The sequence below is a fragment of the Paenibacillus sp. EKM301P genome (assembly GCF_011800295.1).
GTDB lineage: Bacteria > Bacillota > Bacilli > Paenibacillales > Paenibacillaceae > Paenibacillus > Paenibacillus polymyxa.
Genome location: NZ_JAALFM010000012.1, coordinates 17,159 through 38,008 on the forward strand (window position 1 = coordinate 17,159; position 20,850 = coordinate 38,008).

The window sequence follows — 20,850 nt, forward strand, 5'->3', positions numbered from 1 at the left end:
CCTGAACCGCCTTGCATTACAGGCAACGGATTATATGGAGAATTGATAACGGTCTCCGATGATGTACTGCTTTCCTACATGAACCGGGCTTCCATGCTGGTCATAGATCATTGTATGCATGTAAAACAACGCCTGTCCGATCGCTGTCTCCAGCAGCTTGGCCTGATTTTCATCCGCCAAAGCAATTTGTAATATCGTCTCTCCCGGCTGGTTAGGATCAATGCTGTATTTTTGCCGCAGCAGCTCGTATACAGACCCCTCCAACTGCTCGTTCATTAGAAATGCAAAACGGTCATAAGGATAAAAATTGTTTTCCAGCATCAGGGGGCGATCATCCGCATATCTTTTACGCTGGATAAATAACACCTTTTCTCCTGGCGATAGCTGCAATTGATGTGCAATTTCCTCATCTGCTTCTACGATTTCACGTTTTGTGACCACACTATGTGAAGAAAGACCATTGGACTTGCAAGCAGCCGTAAAGCTGATGACATGTTCAATCTTCCGTCCAATTTTGGGGATGTTGACAAAGGTGCCCTTTCCCTGACGTTTGGTCAGATATCCTTCATGAACTAATTCGGCGATTGCTTTTCTTACGGTAATACGACTTACATTATACATCTCGCTTAACTCTGTTTCAGTCGGTATACGGCTTCCCTGCGTAAATGTTCCATTATGAATAGCGGTTTTGACCGCATTTTGTAGTTGAATATATAATGGCTCCGCTTGGTCTGAATTTAACATCATGTACCCTCACTTGTCATATAACGTTATATCACTCTCACTTAGAGTATCAAAGGTTACATATTCTTACAAGTGAAGATATTCGAAAAGGATCGTCAATAATGAACGCCGTATCCGAAGGAACCTTCTACCAGACAGCTCTGGGCGGCAAGCCTTGAGCCTTCTGCCATAGCATCCTGAATGTTGCCTTTTTCCAAAAAGCTCAGTAAAAAAGCAGTTATATAAGAGTCGCCTGCCCCCATGGTATCCACAGCGTCAACGGAATCAGGCATTTGAAAATAGAACTTCGTACCATCATAGGCGATGGATCGGTCACCGCCACGTGTCGCGACCAGAATTTGTCCCTTTTTTTTTCGATTGGAGCGGATATAATTCTGTGTCTCTTCATCCGTCATATGGCTGCAAGAGAAAAATGCAAAATCGGCATACGTAATATTTTGTTCTACTTGTGTATCTGTAAAATCATCTGAAAAATCAAAAGAAATAGGGATTCCTAGCGTCTCTAATTCAGGCAGCAAGTGACCTGTATGACTGTACAAGCCAGTATGAATTAGGTCGAACCCGCCAAGATAGTTCCTGTCATCTTCGCTCAATTCCAATGGATGAAGACGTGTCACTCCCCCCTCATTACTGCCGAGAAATACTCTGTCTCCATCTTCCAGGGTTACACGTGCGCAGCCGTTCTCTCCGCTGTGATATCTGCACCGTGAAATATCGATGTCAAGCTCACGCAGGGTGTGTTCTACATGCCGTGCTTCGTTGTCGTCCCCGAACACACCTATAAAGGCTGCATCCACTCCCGCTTTTTTGGCAAACACACTAAAATTAAGCGCATTGCCGCCAGGGTACATCATACGCAGATGAACATATTTATCTACCACATTATCGCCAATGCCTAGAACCTTCATGATGGTTTCCTCCTGTTGGTAGGTGCGCTTAGTAAGCTACTTTGCCCATATAACGGCGAGTTTCTAATGGGTGATTGCGTACATTTGCTAGTGCTTCACGATACACACATACAATGCTGTAGAATAACACCGGGTTAAAAAACTCTACTACTTCGTCTGCAATCGTTCCGATGCCAAGCTCCTTTGCATCAATCACTTCCACTTTCTCGGCATACTGATTCAGGAAAGTCTGTGCCCGCTCATCCAGCGCTCGTGTACGTCCTTCGTTGATCATCAGAATAAATGGAGTTTCCTTATCCGTTACTTCAAACGGACCATGGAAGAATTCACCGGAATGGATAGAAGCTGCATGGAGCCATTGCATTTCCATCAGCGAGCAGATGGCAAATCCGTAAGCATGTCCATAAGACGCTCCGCTGGTCAGGATATAGAAGAGTTCCTCGTTGCGGTATCTGTCTGCGAATACTTGGGCACGTGGTTCAACTTGGACTTTGGCACGGTTAATAATTCCATTGATTGCCCCCAATCCGTTCTGGAAAGCCGGGTAATGCGCATATCCCTCAGCGATTTGCAGCAGTTCAACCGTAAGTTCTAAAATAATGGCCATCGGGTTGTTTTTAACATCGCTCTCATCCCCCCACTCGTAGAGGAAGGAATAATCCGAATAGTTGAGCAGGTTCGCTTCACTGTTGTGGGTTAAGCCGATGGTATAAGCACCTTTCTCTTTGGCTGATTTAGCAGCCGCGACCGATTCTGGAGTATTTCCACCGTGGGAACAAACGATGACCACTGAGTGTGCTCCCAATCGTTTAGGCAACGCATGTACAAACTCATTCGCTGTATACATGCCTGCTACCAGTTTCCTTGCTTCACTATCCAGAAAATATTTTGAAGGATACATATCCACTAGTGAGCCCCCGCAGGCTACTAAATAAACCTCAGAAATCTTCCCATTCGCTTGTTCATAAATCGTCTGAACCGTCTGTTGTACATTCATTTTTTATCTCTCCTTTTATATAACGTTATATAACGTATTGTTCACGAGATAAATATAAGCGCTTTCACCAAAAGTGTCAAGCCTCTCATTAAAAAAAGCTCTAACCCTTTTGTATAAGGATTAGAGCTCCTTTGGGATTGGATTCATTGGGTTAGCAAATAACGAGGCTGTGGCTACATATACGCACAAAAATATGGTCTTACACATGGGTTTGTCCGAATAAACTAAATGAGACTAATACATAACGTCCAATAAATAATCAAGGAGGAAAACACCATTAATACATTTATCAGTTATGTTTTTCTGGGTCTATCTCTTTCAGCTCCCATTGGACCTATCAATGCCGCGCAATTAGATCGAGGTATTAAAAATGGATTTTGGCACGCCTGGTTTATTGGGCTAGGTGCAATCACAGCAGACATTATCTATATGATGCTTGTCTATTTGGGAATGATCCATCTTCTTAATTCCCCATTTGTCAAAGCTTTTTTATGGCTATTTGGCTTTTTCGTGCTTGTGTATACAGGTCTTGAAAGCATTAAAAATGCTGGTGTGATTTCAGAATCCGAATTAAGGGGAAATAGTAATACCCTGACCAACTCCTTTGTAGCCGGCTTTCTGATGTCGTTGTTTAATCCTCTCTCCATCCTTTTCTGGCTTGGGATTTACGGATCCATACTGGCCAACGTCGCTAATACTTATCCAGTACAACAGCTATTGATTTACAGCGGAGCGATTGTACTAGGCGTGTTGGCCTGGGATGTGACGATGGCAGCCGCTTCAAGTGTTTTCCGTCGATTTCTCAGACCCGGATTGCTTAAAACCATCTCTTGGATGTCAGGTCTGTCTCTTGTAGGCTTTGGCTTTTATTTTGGTGTACAGGCATTTCAATTACTTTTTTTACGCTAACGCTTGTCTTCTTGATAAAGTTAACGAGGTTCCTTGCCGTGCTTTCGACGCACCCATTGTACAATGAGGTCACATATGGCAATTAACAAGACTAGCAGCAAACTGATGTAAACCCCAGGGCGGCTAAGCTTATGAAAAAAGGCCCCTACTACAGCCAAAGCGATCAGCAATAAGCCAATCCAGCGTTTAATATTGCTCGATGTGCTTGATTCCAGTAACTTACCTGAAGACAGCAAAATAAAGCACCAGTTATATAGCAGCATTAAGCCTGCAGCTGTTGTGATATATTCATACACTTTTCCCGGTAGCAGCAACGATAATACGATTGCAGAGATTAATCCAACAGAGATCAAACTAAGTGCATACAGAGGATATTTGCCCTTCCACTTCCGTGAGAACAGTGTGGGCGCATCTCCTTCCTGGGCAAGAGTAATCATCATCGAAGTCTCTGCATATAGCGATGCTGTCATCGTTGAGAATCCTGCAATAATCAGGACTCCATTAAACAAATGAGGCACAAAGACCAGATGATCGCTACTGAGCGCAAGCACAAAAGGACTTTCCTTCGGATTAAAGGCACTTAATGGTACCATAGACACAGCCAGCCCAATCGATAGCACATACACTACAACCAGCGTAATCAGCATGACCTTTCCTGCTTTGGGTGCTTCCTCCGGGTTTTGAAGTCGGTTAGACATAATTCCGAGCACTTCGATACCTCCGTATGCATAAAAGGCAAAAATAAAAGATGACCATAATCCTATGCCACCGGTTGGAAAAAAGTCTTTGTAGCTGAGGGGAAACTTCGGATTATATTTACTTCCTCCGATCCAGCCTGCCAAAAGCGCAATCGCTAGGACCAGAAACATCACAAGAGCCGCCATCTTAATAATGGCGAGTACATTTTCTACACGATCAAAGCCCTTATTGCCAAAAAAAACAATCACAAGCCCTAAGAGTCCGAAGCCTGCCGCAAAAATCCACATCGGTACCTGAGGAAACCAAAAACGTGAAAATATAGACAGCGCGGTTAGTTGACTCCCATTAATAAGCAATTCTGAGAACCAATATACCCAGCCACTGCCGAAGCCTGCCCAATTACCAAATGCTTTTTGGGCATAGGAACGGAAAGAGCCCTGTTCTGGATGATCTGCCGTCATACGCGAAAGAGCGTCAAACACCACATACGTCCCAACTGCTGCCAAAAAGTAAGCAATCAGTACGGCTGGACCACCAATGGAAATCGCTAAACTGGACCCTAGAAAATACCCTGTACCGATGGTGCCTGCAACTCCTAACAAGCTCAGCTGCCACCATTTTAGTTTTTGATCTTTTTGTTTGCCCGCTGAAGGCTTGCTCATAAGAAAATCACCCTATTTCTAAATTTGAGACCGATACCTTGTTTTTTTATGATTTCCTTCTTCTCCATATTTCATGTGAAGTTCTTTCAATTTGTAATAAAGAAGCACCAGCAAACTCGATTAAAGTTTGCTGGTGCTTCTTTTTAATTAAACGTTTCACATTTTGGGCAAAGAAAGTGCCTTGTCTGCATTTTGAATATCCATTTGAATTTGCTGATCTGGATCATAGGCGTTGTAGTAACCATTGTTCTTCATATAATTAAAAATTTGCTCATGAAGATTAACAGCTTTGCTCAATTGGTCACACAGAACATTCCGAACTTCCGGGCTAGTGGACTCTGTTAACGCTGCGGCGTAGTTTTTGATCCCACTTTTAGCTGCGATTAACAGATCGGCAGCAATCACCTGATCGGTCATGGGAGTCGTACCAGTCATATTCCCAGTAAAAGAATTCACGTTAATCCTCCTTCATTATACAAGCAGATTTTTAAGCTGTTGAATATCTTGTGTACCGCCACTGATATCCTGCTGTAAAATATTTTTCAAATTTGAATCTGAGACTAAAGGCAGCATAGCTTGAGTTTTTGTGATACAAGTTGTTTTAAACGTAAGCAGCTCATGCAATTCCAATTTTTCGTGAACTCCGAGTTTTTGCAAGATCAAAACCTCCTTTCTGAACTTCTTTTGGTATTTCCTACGATTACTGCCCTTATGCACGATCCAAGAACCTTAGTTTTCACAATGTCCTTTTCAGCTTTTTCTCATTATGAAAAAAGGTTCCTTCAAACCATTAGTCATGGTTTGAAGGAACCTTTTTGTTCCAAAGTGAGCAGCAAGCGTGAACACCATTATTTAGGTATGGACGCTACCTGAAAAACCGTCCACATCGTCTTCCGGTTGGTGATCAGAGCTGACGTTGTGTTCCTGTGTTGTGTTCGTAAACGTTTGGGAAGAGCCGCTTTTATACGCCTCGCTCCAGTCCTCATTAATGATGTGCGCTGGAATAATCCAATCCTCCGGGCTATAACCTGGATTTTGCACACCGATATTACTTTGTTTACCTGGACGATAAGTGAGAACTCCTGTCTCAATTATACTTCCTTCATAAGCTTGGCAAATCTCTAATGCAGACAGCACATCCTGGTTCTCAACGTGAACACTGAGGCCTGTATCACCGTTCGTGCTGGCAGAGTATCCAATTTCCTTTAATGTTTCACAGGCTTGGGCGGCTTGCTGCGGATCACGAAATTGAAAACGGAAAGAACCCGTATCCATGTGCTTCATCTCCTCTGAATTTATCTTATTTTGTTATTTGGGTCCATTAGGTATGTTATTTGTTAATATAACCAATCGGAACGGTATTTTTACATTCGAAACCTTTATTTTTCAAAAATTTACCTTAAAGCTTTGAAATTAAATAATTAAAAAAGCAGCTACTGTGACAAATCGCATGTTTTCCCTACGTAAATCCCTTTATGCTAGTAGTAAGGGTATGGTTGCCCGGTCATCCGAACCGAGCGGTCAAAGGATGCCCAAATCCATACATAAAGGCGGAATGAAGATGATAGATTACCGAACATTGGTGACACAGCAATCTATGCATTTGTATAGCGTGTTTGCCAAGTCATTCAAAAGTGTAAACGAACATGCGGTTGCTGGCATCAAAACGGTGGGCTTCAACCCAACGGCCTTCGCCGTGATGGAAGTTTTATATCACAAGGGAGCACAACCAATTCAACAAATTGGAGCCAAACTGCTTCTGCAAAGCGGAAATGTCACTTATGTTATCGACAAGCTGGAGAGCCGTGGTTATTTGCACCGTCACCCGTGCGACCAAGATCGTCGTATTATATATGCAGAGTTGACGGACGAAGGACAACGCGTCATGGACGAAATTTATCCTGATTATACACGTCAGATTGAACGTGCCTTTAGCGGAATCAGCGAAACCGAAAGAGATCAACTCATCGGCTTGCTCAAAAAATTGGGCCGTAGCGCTGATAATCTGTCACCTTATCACAAATAGAATGAATAGTAATTTTAGCAACTGTCCAATTGTGAATAAAAGAACAATCCTATAGCTGTGCTAACGAAAATTTAGATTTACACAGAAAAGTCCACCCTTATATTTATGGGTGGACTTTATATATACCTGAGCGAAATATGCCTAAGCTTACGAGCAGCATAAGACCTGTTATCGACTAAAATGTTTGATCACTACATTATTAAAAATAGCCTTACCGCCATCTGAAAAAAGAGTAATTCCCTGATCCTCTAAGCGTGGAAATATTAAGGAGGAATAAGCTACTTCTCCATCATCTACAAAGACTTCGATGCTGGTTTTATCGACAAGAATCTTCAAGTGGACATTTTTTTTATTGGTATCAAAAGGCGCCTTACTCTCTACATATTTACCACTCTGATCCGGCTGCCCGGTGTTTGCTCTGTTTACATAAGAGTATTGACCCTCCACCGAAACACCCACATCTACATGACGCTTGCCATCCGCAGACTCTCGAAGCCTCAAGCCTGTATTTTTGATCGTTGACCAAGATACATCTGCTTCTAACTGATAGGCATCACCTGCTACCGGAAGCTTGTGGTTCCCCTCTACTTGGATCTTCCCCAATGACTCCGTTGCAGTTGGGAATTGCTCCAAAGCTGATACAGGCTGTGAAACCAAGCGATAGCCGACATCAGTTGTACGCTTCAACCGAATTTGGCGAACAACCGAATCCATGCCATTAAAGCCTTCCTTCAAAGTAGGCGTGTTGTTGGCATAATCCCAATTGTTCATCCAAGCCAGCGCATAACGGTGACTGTATTGGTCTTTGGCTTTGCCGTCCTCGAACGTAACCGCACCATACCAGTCAAAGCCATAATCCAGCCAATCAGGATCATTGCGATCAGGGAGAAATGCTTCTCCATTAAAATCCCCCGTCCAGTAGGCATACGTATTGGGTCCGCCGGTTGGTTTACTATTGGCGCTTGCACCTAGAATCCATTGATAGGTCCCATCATCCGCGCGCATCTGGTAAAGGTCAGGACATTCTACAAGTCCGATATTTTCCGTTTGAAAGCCGCTCGTAAACTGCCAATCCTTTAAATTTTTCGACTTATAAAAGCCAATCTTCGTTCCCTCCGCCATGACCATCACCCATTGATTACGTTGAATATCCCGGATGATCTTGGGATCTCTGAAATCCTTCGTGCCAGGGTTGGACATCACGGGCTTGTTGCGATAAGAAGTAAACGTCTTGCCTTTGTCCTTACTGTACCACAGAAATTGTTCCTGCTTTCCTCCATCTGCGGAGGGCTGTGTGACAATGGCTACAAGTGCGCCTTTTCCAAAACCTGCGGTGCCATTATTGTCGATCACGACCGAACCGGACCAAGGGTCTCCATTCGGATTCGTATATTTAGGAATTGCCACCCCTTCATCTTTCCAATGAACCAGGTCGGTGGATGTGGCATGTCGCCATTCTGTACCGTTCTTATGAGGGTAATCACGATTATATAAATAGTAGTAATGATATTGCCCATCCATATAAATAGGCCGCTGTGGATCATTTTTCCACTTATCCGGGACGGTAAAATGATAGGCGGCCCGATAGGTCGGTGTTGTATGCTTGCTTTGATTGGCTTGGTTTTTTGGAGCTGCTGCAGGTATTGGGGGTTTGCCTGCATCCTGTTGGTACATATTCCACCCCATAGCTATGAAAATAGTTAAGCCTGTGATAACTACTACGGATCGTATTCCAATGTTCTTGAAAGCTTTTTTTCTCATTATGACGATCCTCCTTACCCCTCATTGCATTGTTATGTATCGTCCGACGGACGACAGATCGGTAATCTACCAAAGCTGTCGCCTTCGGACATGCTGCTTATAACTACTTATTTCTTTCCATACTCATTTTGGTTATCTTTTTTGTCATTTCCTGGATCAATCGTAATTTGACCTTGCTCCAGAATACCGTTTTTCACAACAGAGGTTTTCGAGCCTTTAATATTCAGCAGGAAGCTTGGTGCGAAAGTAGATTTGTGATCTGGGAAGAGTCCACGATTGGTCATATAACTCGAAACGACTACGTTATTGCCTTTGCCTTGCGGGATAGCAAAATGAGCATATGTCCAGGTAATATCATCACGATCCAGATCCTGATGAAGAACGAGACCGGTTCCATTCAGGGGTTTATAAGGCCCTGTCAAGGAAGTAGAAACATAACCCAACATGTAAATATCATCGTCACCGATCGCATCTACAGTCACCTTGGAACCTCTTGTACTCGTAAATAAATACCACAAACCGTTCATTTTGAACACATTTGCCCGTTCAATTTCATCTGTTACCAGATTGGATGCAAGCAAAGGGGGCATTACATTTTTCAATGTATAATCATCATTCAATTCAACGATGCCCAGTGCGCCGTTCGCCAGCTCAGCTCCTTTTTTCTTAGGACTTTGTTGCAAGTTTTGTTGCTCTTCCGTGAAGAATTTTTTATTGCCACCATAATAAGCTGAGTTTTGAAGCGATTCTTCGCCCTGGTAGCCTGTTTCTGTCCCTGTGTTGGCTTCAAATATAATATATTTGTGGCCTTGATCCTCGACATAGTGAGGGTCTCTAAGGGTATGATTATCCATATCCACTCCGACGCTTTGTTGTACATTTTGATAGGTTTTACCATCTCCACCGTCATAGATCGATTTCAAATCCTCGACTCCATCTACTTTCAGTGTCTTATCATCAGGCTGAGAGACATTAATTTGAGCTGTGCTCAAGGTTTGCTTGCCGTATAATTTGTTATTCGGATCATAGGGCTGTCTGCTGGTATAAAATAAACGTACATGTCCATCAGAGGTTAAGGTAGCAGAACCTGACCATTCTTCTGACTGATTTTTGAGAATCGGATCGTTGGAGAGCAGTTTATCATTGTCTTTAAAGACTCTACCAGCATTTTTCCAGCCGCTCAGTGAAGTATCACCCGCTTTTTGATAGAACAGATATATAAATGTATCCTCGCCTCTTTTAGGATCGCCTGCCAGTCCAAATACGATATTATATCCCTTGTAATTAGCTACTGTACCATCGGCATTTTGCAACGGCCAGCTGTCCCAAACATCCAGATCAATCTGCTTGCCTGAGCTATCGTGACCAATAGCAGAAGGAATATTTTTAATTGTAGAGGCATCGAAGGATGGAACCTCATATTTCTCTTTGCCTTGCTGTTTGAAAATATTCAGCATGTCATTACGCGTAATTTGGGTAAATGCATTGTCTGCATTGAAATCAGCCTTATCATTTTCTTTTGCAAAAGCCTGAACGCCGCCTCCTAACAGCAAGGTAGTTGCTACTGTTGCAGTGGCTGCTTTACTGAACCATTTGTTAAACTTCAAGTACTCCATCTCCCTTAATGTAATTATGCTTTCTAGTGTTGAAGCCCAACTTTTTCGTTGGCTAGAGCCATTTTATATGGTATGTCAAACGATTGATATAGACTGAAAAGCCCTATTATGTGAGGGAAGAAAACAGATTCCTCTATAAATTTCATCCTCATATTTTCCTAGTAATTTTCTGAAAATACCTATTTTTTTCATTCCTATTACATTCAGAAAAATTTGTTACTTGATTTTTTTCCGTATCCCATTTTGCTTGGTTGGTTGCTTCATTCACATGCAAAATTGTTCAAAATATACTCATAAAATGCTCGATTTGTAAGCGGGTGCAAAAAAATGGTTCCTTAGTACCCTATAGCTCAATTTAGAAACAGCTTTTTTGTTACAATTTTTTAAGACTTTTTTACCACTTTGTAACCTATATCATATGAATATATCGCAATCTCTAGGGGATTTTTATTTCCTTTTTGTATATTGGGGAATTTATCGGTCCTATACGAGGTGGCTTTTTGCTAAATCAGTAGGAGAAGAGACCTTAGCATAAAGAAACAGCCCGGCCCCTTATTGGTGTACCGGACTGTCTCTTTAATATGAAAGAAGTATATTTTTTTTATGCGTGTTCTCTTTGTGGTGTCTTCACACGCTGATCTGCCTCTTCTTCCGTACCCGGTGGGCGGTTCCGCAATCCGAGGACAACAAACCAGCTAATCACCGCAATAACGACCATGATCACGAATAGGGAATGCAGACTGTTTTCCAGTACAGACCGGAGTAATCCGGCAACCTTGTCACTTAGACTTTGTGAAGCATGCGGGGCAAGCAGACCATTAATATCCTCCTGTGTAACCCCTTGCTGAGTGAGCTGTCCGTCCGCTGTCTGGGCAGCAATACGATAATTCAGCCATGAACCGAAGGCTGCAACCCCAATCGTTTGTCCCAATGTGCGCAGGAACGTATTCAAGGCTGTAGACGCGCCACGCAGCTGGAATCCGACCGAGGACTGAGCAATAATCGTGAACACGGTTATCGAGAAGCCAAATCCCAGTCCATACAATAACGTAGACAGGAACAGAAGCCAGATTGGAGTTGTTAGGTTCATCAAGGTCATGACGAAGGCTCCCAATACAATCAGAGTCAGCCCGATCAAAGAGGTTCGACGCGAGCCCAGCGTCAGCAAAATGCGTCCTCCGATCATGGAGCCAAACAGCCAGCCTACCGACATTGGAGCCAGCGCCAGACCAGATGAAGCGGCATCTCCACCGTGTACGCCTTGAATCCATAGGGGAAGATAGCTAGTCAGCCCGATTAGCAGGGTACTGACGAGTAGTGCAGCGGCACAGGAAAAAGCAATATCCCGTATCCGAAACAGCTTCAGTGGCACCATCGGTTCCTGAGCGCGCTTTTCGATAACCAAAAACAAAACCAGGAACAAAATGGCCACGGCAGCCAAGGCCAGCAATTCAGGAGAAGTCCAATCGATATACTGTCCCCCTAGGGCTAATACGAGCAAGAGTGCCGTCATCCCGATGGTAAAGGTAACTGCCCCCGCCACGTCGATACGCGCGGTACGCGTGCTTACCTGCTCCCGCAGGTAACGGGCGATGAAGAACATAGCCAGTAATCCAAAGGGAACGTTAAAACCAAAAATCCATTCCCAGCCAAAATAGGTGACCACGTAACCGCCCAAGAGAGGCCCGACGAGGGAAGAAATCCCCCACACCGAGCTGATCATGCCTTGGACTTTACCACGTTCCTCCATTTTGTATATATCACCGATGATGGTAAAGGTAACAGGAATGACACCACCCGCTCCAATCCCCTGGATGGCCCGGTATAAAATAAGCTGCTCCATACTATCAGCCAGCATACAAAGCAAAGAGCCAAGTACAAATAACGAGCACCCAATTAGAAAAATGGGTTTTCGGCCAAACAAATCGCTAAGCTTGCCGAAAATAGGCGTAGTTACAGCCATCGTCAACAAATATGCTGTAAAAATCCAGCTGAGCAAATTCACACTGCCCAGTTCACTAACAATTGTCGGTCCCGCCGGACCGATAACCGTTCCTTCAATCGCGGCCAGAAAGGTGGCCAATAGAACACCTGTCAGCACGAGTCCGCGCTTCATAGGTTTATCGTTTCCCAAGCAAATCACAAATCCTTTCCTTGTATAAACTGTGCTGTATCTGTACGGTTTTCCTTCCCAGCTTGAATGATTACCCGCACTGTATAATCGTAAACAGGCGGCCTATATAGGCCGCCTGTTATGTACGATGTATATATATTATTGTCTACATATCCTTAATTTTTGTCAACTGTAATCGTATGATTAATCCAGCTATCTTCCGTTTTATAGAGATACCCCTCTTCCATACGAAGAACATGGCTGGCAAAGCGTTCAGCTATCTGCAAATCGTGGGTAATGATCAGAAAAGCCGCTCCTTCAGCGGACTGCTCTGTGCACATCTGGAGCAGGATGTTTGCCCCTTCGTAATCCGTTCCCGCAGTCGGCTCATCCAAAATGTAAAGCTTTTTGGGGAGGATAAACTGTGCCGCAACGCTCAAAAGCCTTTTTTCGCCTCCACTTAGCAGATACGGCGAGACCTCCAGTCGGTGTTCCAGCCTGGCGGCTGTCAGCAAGCGATGCGCCCGTTCCTCATAGGCGGCGGGAACCGGATCTCCGATCCGTAAACCAAGCTTGACCCGCACACTGTACAAGCACTCTTCCCACACCGTTGCAGCTGCAAACTGATGCTCTGGCTGCTGGAACACATAGCCGATCCCGGCGGCCAGTCGGTGAATGGGCAGCTTCGACATATCCTGCCCTTCCCACCACATGCATCCCTTCGGCGCGGGGAGCAAGCCCATAAGCAGCTTGCCCAGCGTGGTTTTGCCAGAGCCGTTCTCGCCCAGCATTACGGCTCGTTCGCCAGGCGCAAGGGCAAGACTCACGCCCTTGAGCGCCGCGCGCTGGCTGCCGGGGTAGGTGAAGGGCAATCCCTTCACCTCCAGCAACGGCTGCCCAGCGCAATAAGCTGCCGAGCCGGCATTCCCTTCCGGCTCACGCGGCATGTCTTCCCTCCCCGCGGAAGAGGGAAGCAGCCCCCAGGCTACCAGCTGCGCACCATGCTCGCGCAGCAGCTTTTCGGGCGGGCCTTGCAGCAGCATAGTCCCGCCCTTCAGCACGATGAGGCGCTGCGCTGCACGCGCACCATCATCTATGCGGCTGGACGCAGTGATCACCGTCCGGCCTGCGGCATGGAGCCGCCGACATAGCAGGACGAAGTCCCGTACCGCCGGCGGGTCCAACTGCGCAGCCGCGTCGTCGAACACGACCAGCGGCGCTTCCAGCGCCAGCACCGCCGCAATGGCGGTGCGTTGGCGCTGACCTCCCGAGAGGCGCCGCACGAAGGAGCCGCGCTCGGATGCCAGGCCGACGGCCTCCAGTGCAGCGGCCAGGCGCTGCTCTATTTCTGCCGGAGGCACGCGCAGGTTCTCCGGCCCAAAAGCAATTTCGTCTTCGACGATTCCCTGCACTAGCTGGGCATCCGGGTCCTGAAGCACGACGCCGACAGTGGTGGCGACCGTAGCCAATTCAGCGGTGTCGGGGTCCATCCCATACACGGTCAGCTCTCCCGCCCGTTCGCCCTCGCCGGAACGGGACAACCCGCCATGAAGCAGTTGGCACAGCGTAGACTTTCCACTCCCACTAGCTCCAACAATGGCTATGTGCTCACCCACCGCAATGTCCAGCGTCAGACCATGTAACGCTGGCTCCACCTGGTCGTCATAGCGATAGCCAAAATCCCTTAAGGAGACAGCTATTCTATTTTCTACATCATGATCACTACGTTCATTCATAGCCGAAATACCCTCGATCCCTATTGTTCAGGCTATAACCATGTATAGCCTTGGTTATGCCCGTGAAGTGCGTCCCAGTTCAAAGCGTTTTAACAGACCCGTACCACTTAAGGCATCGCCCAGTACTTTCGTCAGCAGACCACACAGGACAATGCCGCTCAGGATACGAACGACCAGTGCAATCGTCAGTACCTTCCAGCCCCAATGCATATAGCCAAACATATTGGCTGCCACGATAAACCACAGCGGAACCATGGCTCCGCCCACCAGCATTAGTGAAACTGCATTCCAGCGGCGATACCGCAAAAGAGCAAATACCAGCTCCGCCGCAACCATATAGCAGACAGCTGCCGCAATGATAGATGCAATTCCATAGGCAGAGCCCATAAAAGACTGCACTACCGCGCCAAAGGCATAAGCAATTACCGCCGTACCTGGCTTACGAATAATATAATAGGCCAGCAAACCATATATCATGTACAGCCCGACAATAGCGGAAGTTGCGATCGGCCCTCCCAGACTGTTTAACGTTTTGTTAATCATCGACAAATACACAGTCATGACGCCGTTCAACGTAGCCAGCATGGCCATTAACACGATATCCAGCGTTGTAAACTTGGCAAAAATACGAGATCCCTTCATATGTATTTCTTGACTCCTCTCCATAATCTAGTATACAAGGTCATAGCTCTGGCCCTTGTACAAACTGTTACTGTATAAATGTATTCATCCGTCGTCTTATTGTCAACCTAATTTTATTTTACTAGTTGACAATGAGAGCAAAAAAAGGGAGTGCTTCTTTATAATATCCACCCTAAAACAGCCGTAGCGAATACAGCAATCACTGCACATACGTAGCCTAAACGCCCATTCTCCAGTGTACGAAGATACGTCCGTTCTGCATATGCGCCAAAACCTTTGCCCTCCATAGCCAGTGCTGTCTGCTGAACCCGTCTCACGGCATTCACCAATACAGCAGCCGCATACCCGCTCCACCATGATATCCGATTGCCCCATCCTCGTGGTGGTTCCTGCCCCCGAACACGCCGTGCAGCCATAATGGTTCGCCCCTCTTCTTCCAATAAGGGCAGGAACGTCAGCGCCACTGAAATTCCGAACGCAAATCGATAAGGTACACGCAAGCGCAGATTCAAAGCCTGCACAAAATCTCGGGGATCGGTCGTCGAGAGATAGATATAGGATGCCAAAAACAATACAAAAATCCGCAGCGTTAATGCCCCCGCGATATCCAGTCCCTCCGCTGTAATCACAATGGGTCCCCATGAAGCGACAGCATTCCCTTCTCGAATCGCTAGGATAGACAGTATAAAATACGGAATACCTAAACCAATCAGGAACGACATAGCGCGAAGTTGGCGTGCTAGGGTCAACCGTGCGCCGAAGCCAGCCACAGCGATCAGTGCCACCAAGAGTGCCGCTTCCCGTATTGTCGAATCCCATGCCATCGACAGGAGGCTAAAGCATCCCACCCATATAAGCTTACTTAACGGTCCAAGCCTGTGGAGCGGCGACGAACCGCCGTTATACTGAAACAGCATTTCGTTGTGCCTCCAATCTGAGCCATTCTTCATGCAGTAATGAATACATCAGCATATCCTTAAAGCCTGTAGATGTATGCTGTACCTGCCGTAACAGCCCTTCCTGGGTCCAGCCCATCGAGGACAGCAGGGCTTGCGAGCCTGTATTGCGCGGGTCCACCAGCGCTTCGATCCGATTTAATCGAATCGTGTCATATCCGAATGAAAGCACTAAGCGAAGCGCCTCAGTCATATAGCCATTGCGCCAATAAGGCTGGGCCAACTCATAACCAATCTCGGCTTTATAAGCTCCCTCCGTCTGCCAATAATTAAAGCCGCAGCTTCCAATCAGCCTCCCGTTCTCCTTCAGCTCGATCCCCCAGCGCAGCGCATCTTCCGTCTTCGCCAGCTCATTCAACAGCTCAATCATATCCTCTGCATCCTCTCGTCCTGACATACCGGTAAGGTTCATATAACGGTGAACCTCCGGGTCAGACCAGCAAGCGAACATCGTAGCCGCATCCCGGCTTTCCATCCTTCGCAGCCGAAGACGCGGGCTTTCCAGCAGTGGGATATGCCCCTTACATGCATATGCACACATGTTCCATCATCCTTCCAGCATTTCAATGACAACAAATATACGCTACATTTAAGCATACACCTCCAACAAACACAACCTTATTAAAGTGGACAGGCCCTTATAAACCAAATTAGCCCTCCGCTTCCTGATATCAGGAATGAAGAGGGCTACCTTTTATTGTTATAAGATTTTTGGTGTCTCTTATCCTTTTAAGAAGAAGCACGGGCAGAGACATGCGCTGGATTTTTCACAACATCTTCGTACAATACGCCTAGCATCGACTGAATTTCCTGCAATTCTTCGATCCCTGCGCCGGTAAGGCTGAACATATCATCATGTGGTGTCAGAAAGTTTTCCTGTGTCAGGTTTTCCAGCTCCTGCTTGACTTCACGTTCTCCTACACGGTATCCGCGTTCTTCGAGAACTGGTTGTATATCTCTCACGGTCAAATCGTCCTGATGTGCATAAGAAAGCATCTGTATACGGATAAACAAGTTCTGAACATCTGCATGCATAATTGTAACTCCTCCCTGGCCTAAGCCAACATGTTACATTGTTTTTACCCATAGGGGAGAAGCTGGAAACAGATGAGGGCAACCCTTCATTGAATTACTTTCTATATTATATGTCCCGCTAAAACGTAATGCTTTACCGTCAGCGTTGCTTGTAGAGAAGGGAATTGTGGTGCTAGAGAAAGGAGATTATTCCAAGGCAGTAGTGCTATTTTCTACTTGACTGAATATGTACAATCGTTATATCTTAAATTAATTAACCAATGGTAAAAGTGATTTGCACAATTACCTATTTTTGGTGACACATACAACAGTTAATATGAAAATTTAATGTTAGGAGCGTGGACTCTACATGTTTCAAACTATCCCTTACGAAGGAACACGTCAGGAACAATTCGAATCCGTTCTCGGACAACTCCGGGCACTTGTTCACGATGAATCCAATAGGATTGCCAATTTAGCGAACGCTTCAGCTTTACTGGGTCACTTTCTTCCAGATGTGAACTGGAGTGGCTTCTATCTTTATGATGGGACTGAGCTTGTACTAGGACCTTTCCAGGGTTTACCCGCATGTATACGGATTCCACTGGGACGTGGTGTTTGCGGTACCGCAGCAGCTGAACGGCGAACACTTGTCATAGACGATGTACATGCATTTCCAGGACATATCGCCTGTGACGCTGCTTCCAATAGCGAAATCGTTATCCCTCTAATCAAAAACGATGAGCTGATTGGAGTGCTGGACATTGACAGCCCGCTAAAAAGCCGATTTGATCAGGAAGATCGTGTATTCCTAGAGGAATTTACGGCTATTCTGGTATCCAGCCTGTAACCAAAAATTGTGCATATATATAGTCTTCCTTCGCCACAATATATGAGGGTCCTAAAACCTAAACTATCCGGCGAAGGAGATTGATGATCAATGTTCAACAACATGGCTCCACAACAACAACTTCATCAATGTGAACAAATTATGCAGCAATTGGTACAACAAACACAGCAAGGAACTGCTATGTATCAGCAATTGCTGCAACAAGAGCAACAAAACGCATCTAGCCTTGAAAGCCTAGTGCAACGCGAACGTAGCGCAGCTCAAATGATTCAAACCGCAATTCAGCATCACCAGCAAGCGATGCAGCAATACCAGCAAGTCATTCAACTGTGTAGCCAATTGGAAAACTCCATCCGCTCAAGCAGCCAAATGACTCAACCTGGATTTGGCGATAACTATGCTTCTCGCAGTATGCAACCATCCACCTTTAGTGCAGGAAGCCACATGAACCACAGCTTTCCGCAACACATGGGGACGACCGGGCAGCATTTTGCAAGCAGCGGTAGCATGCAGCAGTACGGAAACAGCAGTCAGCAAAGCATGAGAACAGCACCAAGCAGCATGTAAGCTGCTTTACACAAAAAAGGGTGAACAGCAGGCCGTCGATGGGGTTGTTGTTCACCCTTTTTCATATTACTTATAGCCCTTTTTATCAGCTGTTGCTCTAGGTTAATTCCCGTTTGGCCAGCTCCTTCATTCCGTCTCGCAAATATTCAGCTAGCCCAGGGCGATAGCCTTCATACATTTTACTGAAGTCCTCATGTTCTACATACAAGTCTCCCAGCCCGCTATAAATTTCTGCTGTAGGGGTATAGAATCGGCTTACCCATTGAAGATGACGGCGGATCAGCGCCTGTACTTCTGCACTGTTATGCTTCAATCCCTTATGCATGGCTTCAGCCAGCTCCCGATGAATCTGATCTGCCTCTGCCTGTGAATCCAAATAATCCTCTTTGCTCCAGTTCGTCGTCGCGGTCTTACTCTCCTGGATCTTTTCTTCGACCTGTGAACCATAACGTTCCGTCAGATCACGTTCATACATTTCCTGTTTTTCCGGGTTAAACCCTTGGTACATTTGCTCTGGTTTCATCGTTTGTTCTCCTTTCAAATGAGCCACCGTTTCGTCGATGGTCTGAAGGAGAGTATGCAAGCGGAAGACCTTGGCCTCAATCTTGGCTCGATGCACCTGCAAAACCTCGGCTTTCTGCTCCTTGGTTTGCTTTAGCACATTGCCAATTTCGGATAAAGGCAAATCCAGTTCCCTGTACACCATGATTTGTTGAAGCCTCAACAGTTGTTCCTGTTCGTAATAGCGATATCCATTATTTCCGATATGATGTGGTTTCAGCAATCCAATTTCATCATAATAATGCAAAGTTCGAACGCTGATTCCCGACAGATTAGATACTTCCTTTACTGTATAAGCCATTCCGCTTCCCCCCTTGCTTTCACAGTCTACAGCCTCCCGTGGCGTGAGAGTCAACACCCCCACTTCCCCACCTTGGTAATACACTTTTACCCTGTAAGCACATCGTGAACCGCTAATTGCCAACGATTTTTCATACTTGCGACCTACAGTAGGTATCTTTAGATATCTATGCAAAAAAAAGCCCTACAGCGTATTTCAAATAGGCTGCGGGCTTCTTATATTCAATTGAATTTGGCGACTAAGAGAAGCTTCTTCCCATGACCACATGATCGTAAAAAGCTATCTTTTGAATAATTTTCTCCAAATTGCGCTGCGTTTGGGCCATCTGTTCTTCCACTTTCTTTTTGTGGGCAACCAGGAAGTCTCTTCTCTCTTGGATTGTGGCTTCTCCTTTTACATTTAGCTCAAGATATGCCTTAATTTCTTCAATGGTCATTCCCGTATCTTTCATAGCCATAAGAAACCTGATCCAATCCATTTGTTTCTCGGTATATACCCTTCTCCCACCCTCATCCCGACCGACATCAGGTAGAATGCCCTCTTTTTCATAATAACGAAGGGTAGATGCGGGCAATCCACTCCTGATTTCAACTTCTTTAATGGAGTACATAGTTGATCCCCTCCTCATTCTTTTTTTTCGCTTCGAGCCAGCTGTAACGATAAGTATAAGTTTTCATAGAAAAGAGTGCAAAATTAACATTTCTCTATTTACCAACTGAACAGCTAGCTCTCTCCCTGTCCTTCCCCTCGCAATTTCCCAATATAACTCCTTACATTCTCCTCTGGATGGCTCACTTCCCATTGATCTAACAGCCGATTGACCTCCTCATCCTGAGAATTCAACTGGTAATAGAATATGGCCGCTCGTAATTGGTGATGCTCTTCGACAGGTTCATCACCAGGCCAGTGGTACTCTTGCTTGCCGTTCTCATCGGTAGTCCCTATCGCTCCGTCCAGTAACGGGGAGCGGCCTTCTAGGCCTTCACCGCGGGCAATGGCTTTGAGAAAATCGGCATGTCTCCTAGCAACATCAGGCGAACAACGGTACAAATTCTCAAAAATATCAAAGGCATCAATCGGATCGTATTCCAAATTCTCAAGGAAATGCCTTTGCAGCAGCGCGGCAACCTTCTTATTGCCCGTCAGTCCCGACAGAAAATAAAATGTAGGCATTTGTGCCTCATAACGAAAATCGTCGACATGGCTGATAATATCGTCCACAATCTGCTCGGTCTGAACACCTTCACGGGCTAACCGAGTTAGTATCCTCACTGCCTTATACTGCGTCCAATCGTACACCCCGAACGCCACCTCATACAGCATGGGAATCGCTTTTTCCCTGTAATTGTAGATAATCTCAAAAATCGCATCCTGTTGAATATGCAGCCAGTCGCCCAACCCTTCGTACTTTCCTGCCAAACTCTCAGGCTTCTGCAACTCAGTTCCAAAAAAATAACGCGGGAATAGAGGCAATGCCTCTTCTCCCAGCATAGCAGCAGCCTTCTTCGCCTCGGCGGTGAATTGCTCGGGCTGATCTACTAATCCGCCGACCTTTATAATGACTGCAGGAATAGCAGTGACCAAATCGATTGCCATATGTAATTCACAGCTCCTTATCGTATATTACTAAAAATTCCTTCGCCAACTAGAATATTCATTCTGAATATATATCGGTAATCCCCTATAATTCATCAACACGTTTTCCACGATTAAAAAAACATATTTTGGGAATTACTTGTATACTTTTCAACAGTTTACTTAATATATGCGATTGCTTCTCTAAGCCTA

At 45.6% G+C, this 20,850-nt stretch carries 22 protein-coding genes; 4 read left to right on the forward strand and 18 right to left on the reverse strand.

The annotated features are described in order from the left end of the window. Positions 1–30: 30 nt before the first annotated feature. The 3 genes from HFD99_RS21010 to HFD99_RS21020 form a co-directional block, all read right to left on the reverse strand. The gene (locus tag HFD99_RS21010; RefSeq protein WP_225164843.1) at positions 31–747 is read right to left on the reverse strand and encodes a GntR family transcriptional regulator; all 717 of its coding nucleotides are present in this window, start codon (positions 745–747) and stop codon (positions 31–33) included. 92 nt (positions 748–839) lie between these two features. Then, the gene (locus tag HFD99_RS21015) at positions 840–1,652 is read right to left on the reverse strand and encodes a fructoselysine 6-kinase (RefSeq protein ID WP_113050157.1); all 813 of its coding nucleotides are present in this window, start codon (positions 1,650–1,652) and stop codon (positions 840–842) included. Between the two features lie 28 nt (positions 1,653–1,680). Next, positions 1,681–2,649 carry an SIS domain-containing protein gene (locus HFD99_RS21020; protein ID WP_016819356.1) on the reverse strand — a complete coding sequence of 323 codons (969 nt, stop codon included), beginning with the start codon at positions 2,647–2,649 and terminating at the stop codon, positions 1,681–1,683. A 276-nt stretch (positions 2,650–2,925) separates the two neighbouring features. On the opposite strand from HFD99_RS21020, the gene HFD99_RS21025 reads away from it, so the two are divergent. Then, positions 2,926–3,558 (forward strand): LysE family transporter, encoded by a 633-nt coding sequence (locus HFD99_RS21025; RefSeq protein WP_080902360.1) that lies wholly within the window; start codon positions 2,926–2,928, stop codon positions 3,556–3,558. Between the two features lie 20 nt (positions 3,559–3,578). Here HFD99_RS21025 and HFD99_RS21030 read toward each other — a convergent pair whose 3' ends face one another. The 4 genes from HFD99_RS21030 to HFD99_RS21045 all read right to left on the reverse strand — a co-directional run bounded on the left by HFD99_RS21030 (position 3,579) and on the right by HFD99_RS21045 (position 6,194). After that, positions 3,579–4,919 carry an amino acid permease gene (locus HFD99_RS21030; protein WP_045245124.1) on the reverse strand — a complete coding sequence of 447 codons (1,341 nt, stop codon included), beginning with the start codon at positions 4,917–4,919 and terminating at the stop codon, positions 3,579–3,581. A gap of 156 nt (positions 4,920–5,075) precedes the next feature. Then, positions 5,076–5,375 (reverse strand): spore coat protein, encoded by a 300-nt coding sequence (locus HFD99_RS21035; RefSeq protein ID WP_017428451.1) that lies wholly within the window; start codon positions 5,373–5,375, stop codon positions 5,076–5,078. 15 nt (positions 5,376–5,390) lie between these two features. Further along, entirely contained in the window at positions 5,391–5,576 is a 186-nt protein-coding gene (locus tag HFD99_RS21040) for a spore coat protein (RefSeq protein WP_017428452.1), read from the reverse strand. 195 nt (positions 5,577–5,771) lie between these two features. Continuing rightward, complete coding sequence (locus tag HFD99_RS21045) at positions 5,772–6,194, reverse strand: hypothetical protein (protein WP_167440995.1); 423 nt, start codon at positions 6,192–6,194, stop codon at positions 5,772–5,774. Positions 6,195–6,480: 286 nt separating this feature from the next. Between HFD99_RS21045 and HFD99_RS21050 the strand changes: the two genes are divergently transcribed. Beyond that, entirely contained in the window at positions 6,481–6,945 is a 465-nt protein-coding gene (locus HFD99_RS21050) for a MarR family winged helix-turn-helix transcriptional regulator (protein WP_013369372.1), read from the forward strand. Between the two features lie 168 nt (positions 6,946–7,113). Here the strand turns inward: HFD99_RS21050 and HFD99_RS21055 are convergent, their stop codons facing one another. The 8 genes from HFD99_RS21055 to HFD99_RS21090 all read right to left on the reverse strand — a co-directional run bounded on the left by HFD99_RS21055 (position 7,114) and on the right by HFD99_RS21090 (position 16,804). Then, a complete protein-coding gene (locus HFD99_RS21055) occupies positions 7,114–8,706 on the reverse strand; it encodes a glycoside hydrolase family 32 protein (protein ID WP_045245125.1) in 1,593 nt (530 codons plus the stop codon). Between the two features lie 107 nt (positions 8,707–8,813). Next, a complete protein-coding gene (locus HFD99_RS21060) occupies positions 8,814–10,313 on the reverse strand; it encodes a glycoside hydrolase family 68 protein (RefSeq protein ID WP_019686126.1) in 1,500 nt (499 codons plus the stop codon). Between the two features lie 610 nt (positions 10,314–10,923). Continuing rightward, positions 10,924–12,438 carry an MDR family MFS transporter gene (locus HFD99_RS21065; protein ID WP_039276767.1) on the reverse strand — a complete coding sequence of 505 codons (1,515 nt, stop codon included), beginning with the start codon at positions 12,436–12,438 and terminating at the stop codon, positions 10,924–10,926. 173 nt (positions 12,439–12,611) lie between these two features. Further along, on the reverse strand, positions 12,612–14,171 hold the full coding sequence (locus tag HFD99_RS26015) for an ABC transporter ATP-binding protein (protein ID WP_039276764.1): 1,560 nt from the start codon (positions 14,169–14,171) through the stop codon (positions 12,612–12,614). A 54-nt stretch (positions 14,172–14,225) separates the two neighbouring features. After that, positions 14,226–14,813, reverse strand: a complete 588-nt coding sequence (locus tag HFD99_RS21075) for an ECF transporter S component (protein WP_039276763.1) — start codon at positions 14,811–14,813, stop codon at positions 14,226–14,228. A gap of 158 nt (positions 14,814–14,971) precedes the next feature. Continuing rightward, positions 14,972–15,730: an energy-coupling factor transporter transmembrane component T family protein gene (locus HFD99_RS21080; protein ID WP_039276762.1), complete on the reverse strand. Its 759-nt coding sequence runs from the start codon at positions 15,728–15,730 to the stop codon at positions 14,972–14,974. Further along, on the reverse strand, positions 15,714–16,310 hold the full coding sequence (locus tag HFD99_RS21085; protein WP_039276759.1) for a GNAT family N-acetyltransferase: 597 nt from the start codon (positions 16,308–16,310) through the stop codon (positions 15,714–15,716). The genes HFD99_RS21080 and HFD99_RS21085 overlap by 17 nt, the downstream gene beginning before the upstream one ends. 188 nt (positions 16,311–16,498) lie before the next feature. Next, a complete protein-coding gene (locus HFD99_RS21090) occupies positions 16,499–16,804 on the reverse strand; it encodes a hypothetical protein (RefSeq protein WP_039276758.1) in 306 nt (101 codons plus the stop codon). Between the two features lie 349 nt (positions 16,805–17,153). Here HFD99_RS21090 and HFD99_RS21095 point away from each other — a divergent pair, with 349 nt between their 5' ends. After that, positions 17,154–17,633, forward strand: a complete 480-nt coding sequence (locus HFD99_RS21095; RefSeq protein ID WP_016819371.1) for a GAF domain-containing protein — start codon at positions 17,154–17,156, stop codon at positions 17,631–17,633. 90 nt (positions 17,634–17,723) lie between these two features. Next, a complete protein-coding gene (locus tag HFD99_RS21100; protein ID WP_017425717.1) occupies positions 17,724–18,200 on the forward strand; it encodes a hypothetical protein in 477 nt (158 codons plus the stop codon). 97 nt (positions 18,201–18,297) lie between these two features. Here HFD99_RS21100 and HFD99_RS21105 read toward each other — a convergent pair whose 3' ends face one another. The 3 genes from HFD99_RS21105 to HFD99_RS21115 all read right to left on the reverse strand — a co-directional run bounded on the left by HFD99_RS21105 (position 18,298) and on the right by HFD99_RS21115 (position 20,658). Continuing rightward, complete coding sequence (locus HFD99_RS21105) at positions 18,298–19,062, reverse strand: MerR family transcriptional regulator (RefSeq protein ID WP_019686120.1); 765 nt, start codon at positions 19,060–19,062, stop codon at positions 18,298–18,300. A gap of 238 nt (positions 19,063–19,300) precedes the next feature. Further along, positions 19,301–19,672, reverse strand: a complete 372-nt coding sequence (locus HFD99_RS21110) for a MerR family transcriptional regulator (protein ID WP_019686119.1) — start codon at positions 19,670–19,672, stop codon at positions 19,301–19,303. 113 nt (positions 19,673–19,785) lie between these two features. Continuing rightward, a complete protein-coding gene (locus tag HFD99_RS21115) occupies positions 19,786–20,658 on the reverse strand; it encodes a hypothetical protein (protein WP_045245127.1) in 873 nt (290 codons plus the stop codon). Positions 20,659–20,850: the final 192 nt, after the last annotated feature.

What these genes read in the sequence shown, in the direction of transcription:
- HFD99_RS21010 (WP_225164843.1), bottom strand. Translation starts at nt 747, where the DNA reads ATGATGTTAAATTCAGACCAAGCGGAGCCATTATATATTCAACTACAA.
- HFD99_RS21015 (WP_113050157.1), bottom strand. Translation starts at nt 1,652, where the DNA reads ATGAAGGTTCTAGGCATTGGCGATAATGTGGTAGATAAATATGTTCAT.
- HFD99_RS21020 (WP_016819356.1), bottom strand. Translation starts at nt 2,649, where the DNA reads ATGAATGTACAACAGACGGTTCAGACGATTTATGAACAAGCGAATGGG.
- HFD99_RS21030 (WP_045245124.1), bottom strand. Translation starts at nt 4,919, where the DNA reads ATGAGCAAGCCTTCAGCGGGCAAACAAAAAGATCAAAAACTAAAATGG.
- HFD99_RS21045 (WP_167440995.1), bottom strand. Translation starts at nt 6,194, where the DNA reads ATGGATACGGGTTCTTTCCGTTTTCAATTTCGTGATCCGCAGCAAGCC.
- HFD99_RS21050 (WP_013369372.1), top strand. Translation starts at nt 6,481, where the DNA reads ATGATAGATTACCGAACATTGGTGACACAGCAATCTATGCATTTGTAT.
- HFD99_RS21055 (WP_045245125.1), bottom strand. Translation starts at nt 8,706, where the DNA reads ATGAGAAAAAAAGCTTTCAAGAACATTGGAATACGATCCGTAGTAGTT.
- HFD99_RS21065 (WP_039276767.1), bottom strand. Translation starts at nt 12,438, where the DNA reads ATGAAGCGCGGACTCGTGCTGACAGGTGTTCTATTGGCCACCTTTCTG.
- HFD99_RS26015 (WP_039276764.1), bottom strand. Translation starts at nt 14,171, where the DNA reads ATGAATGAACGTAGTGATCATGATGTAGAAAATAGAATAGCTGTCTCC.
- HFD99_RS21075 (WP_039276763.1), bottom strand. Translation starts at nt 14,813, where the DNA reads ATGAAGGGATCTCGTATTTTTGCCAAGTTTACAACGCTGGATATCGTG.
- HFD99_RS21080 (WP_039276762.1), bottom strand. Translation starts at nt 15,730, where the DNA reads ATGCTGTTTCAGTATAACGGCGGTTCGTCGCCGCTCCACAGGCTTGGA.
- HFD99_RS21085 (WP_039276759.1), bottom strand. Translation starts at nt 16,310, where the DNA reads ATGTGTGCATATGCATGTAAGGGGCATATCCCACTGCTGGAAAGCCCG.
- HFD99_RS21090 (WP_039276758.1), bottom strand. Translation starts at nt 16,804, where the DNA reads ATGCATGCAGATGTTCAGAACTTGTTTATCCGTATACAGATGCTTTCT.
- HFD99_RS21095 (WP_016819371.1), top strand. Translation starts at nt 17,154, where the DNA reads ATGTTTCAAACTATCCCTTACGAAGGAACACGTCAGGAACAATTCGAA.
- HFD99_RS21100 (WP_017425717.1), top strand. Translation starts at nt 17,724, where the DNA reads ATGTTCAACAACATGGCTCCACAACAACAACTTCATCAATGTGAACAA.
- HFD99_RS21105 (WP_019686120.1), bottom strand. Translation starts at nt 19,062, where the DNA reads ATGGCTTATACAGTAAAGGAAGTATCTAATCTGTCGGGAATCAGCGTT.
- HFD99_RS21110 (WP_019686119.1), bottom strand. Translation starts at nt 19,672, where the DNA reads ATGTACTCCATTAAAGAAGTTGAAATCAGGAGTGGATTGCCCGCATCT.
- HFD99_RS21115 (WP_045245127.1), bottom strand. Translation starts at nt 20,658, where the DNA reads ATGGCAATCGATTTGGTCACTGCTATTCCTGCAGTCATTATAAAGGTC.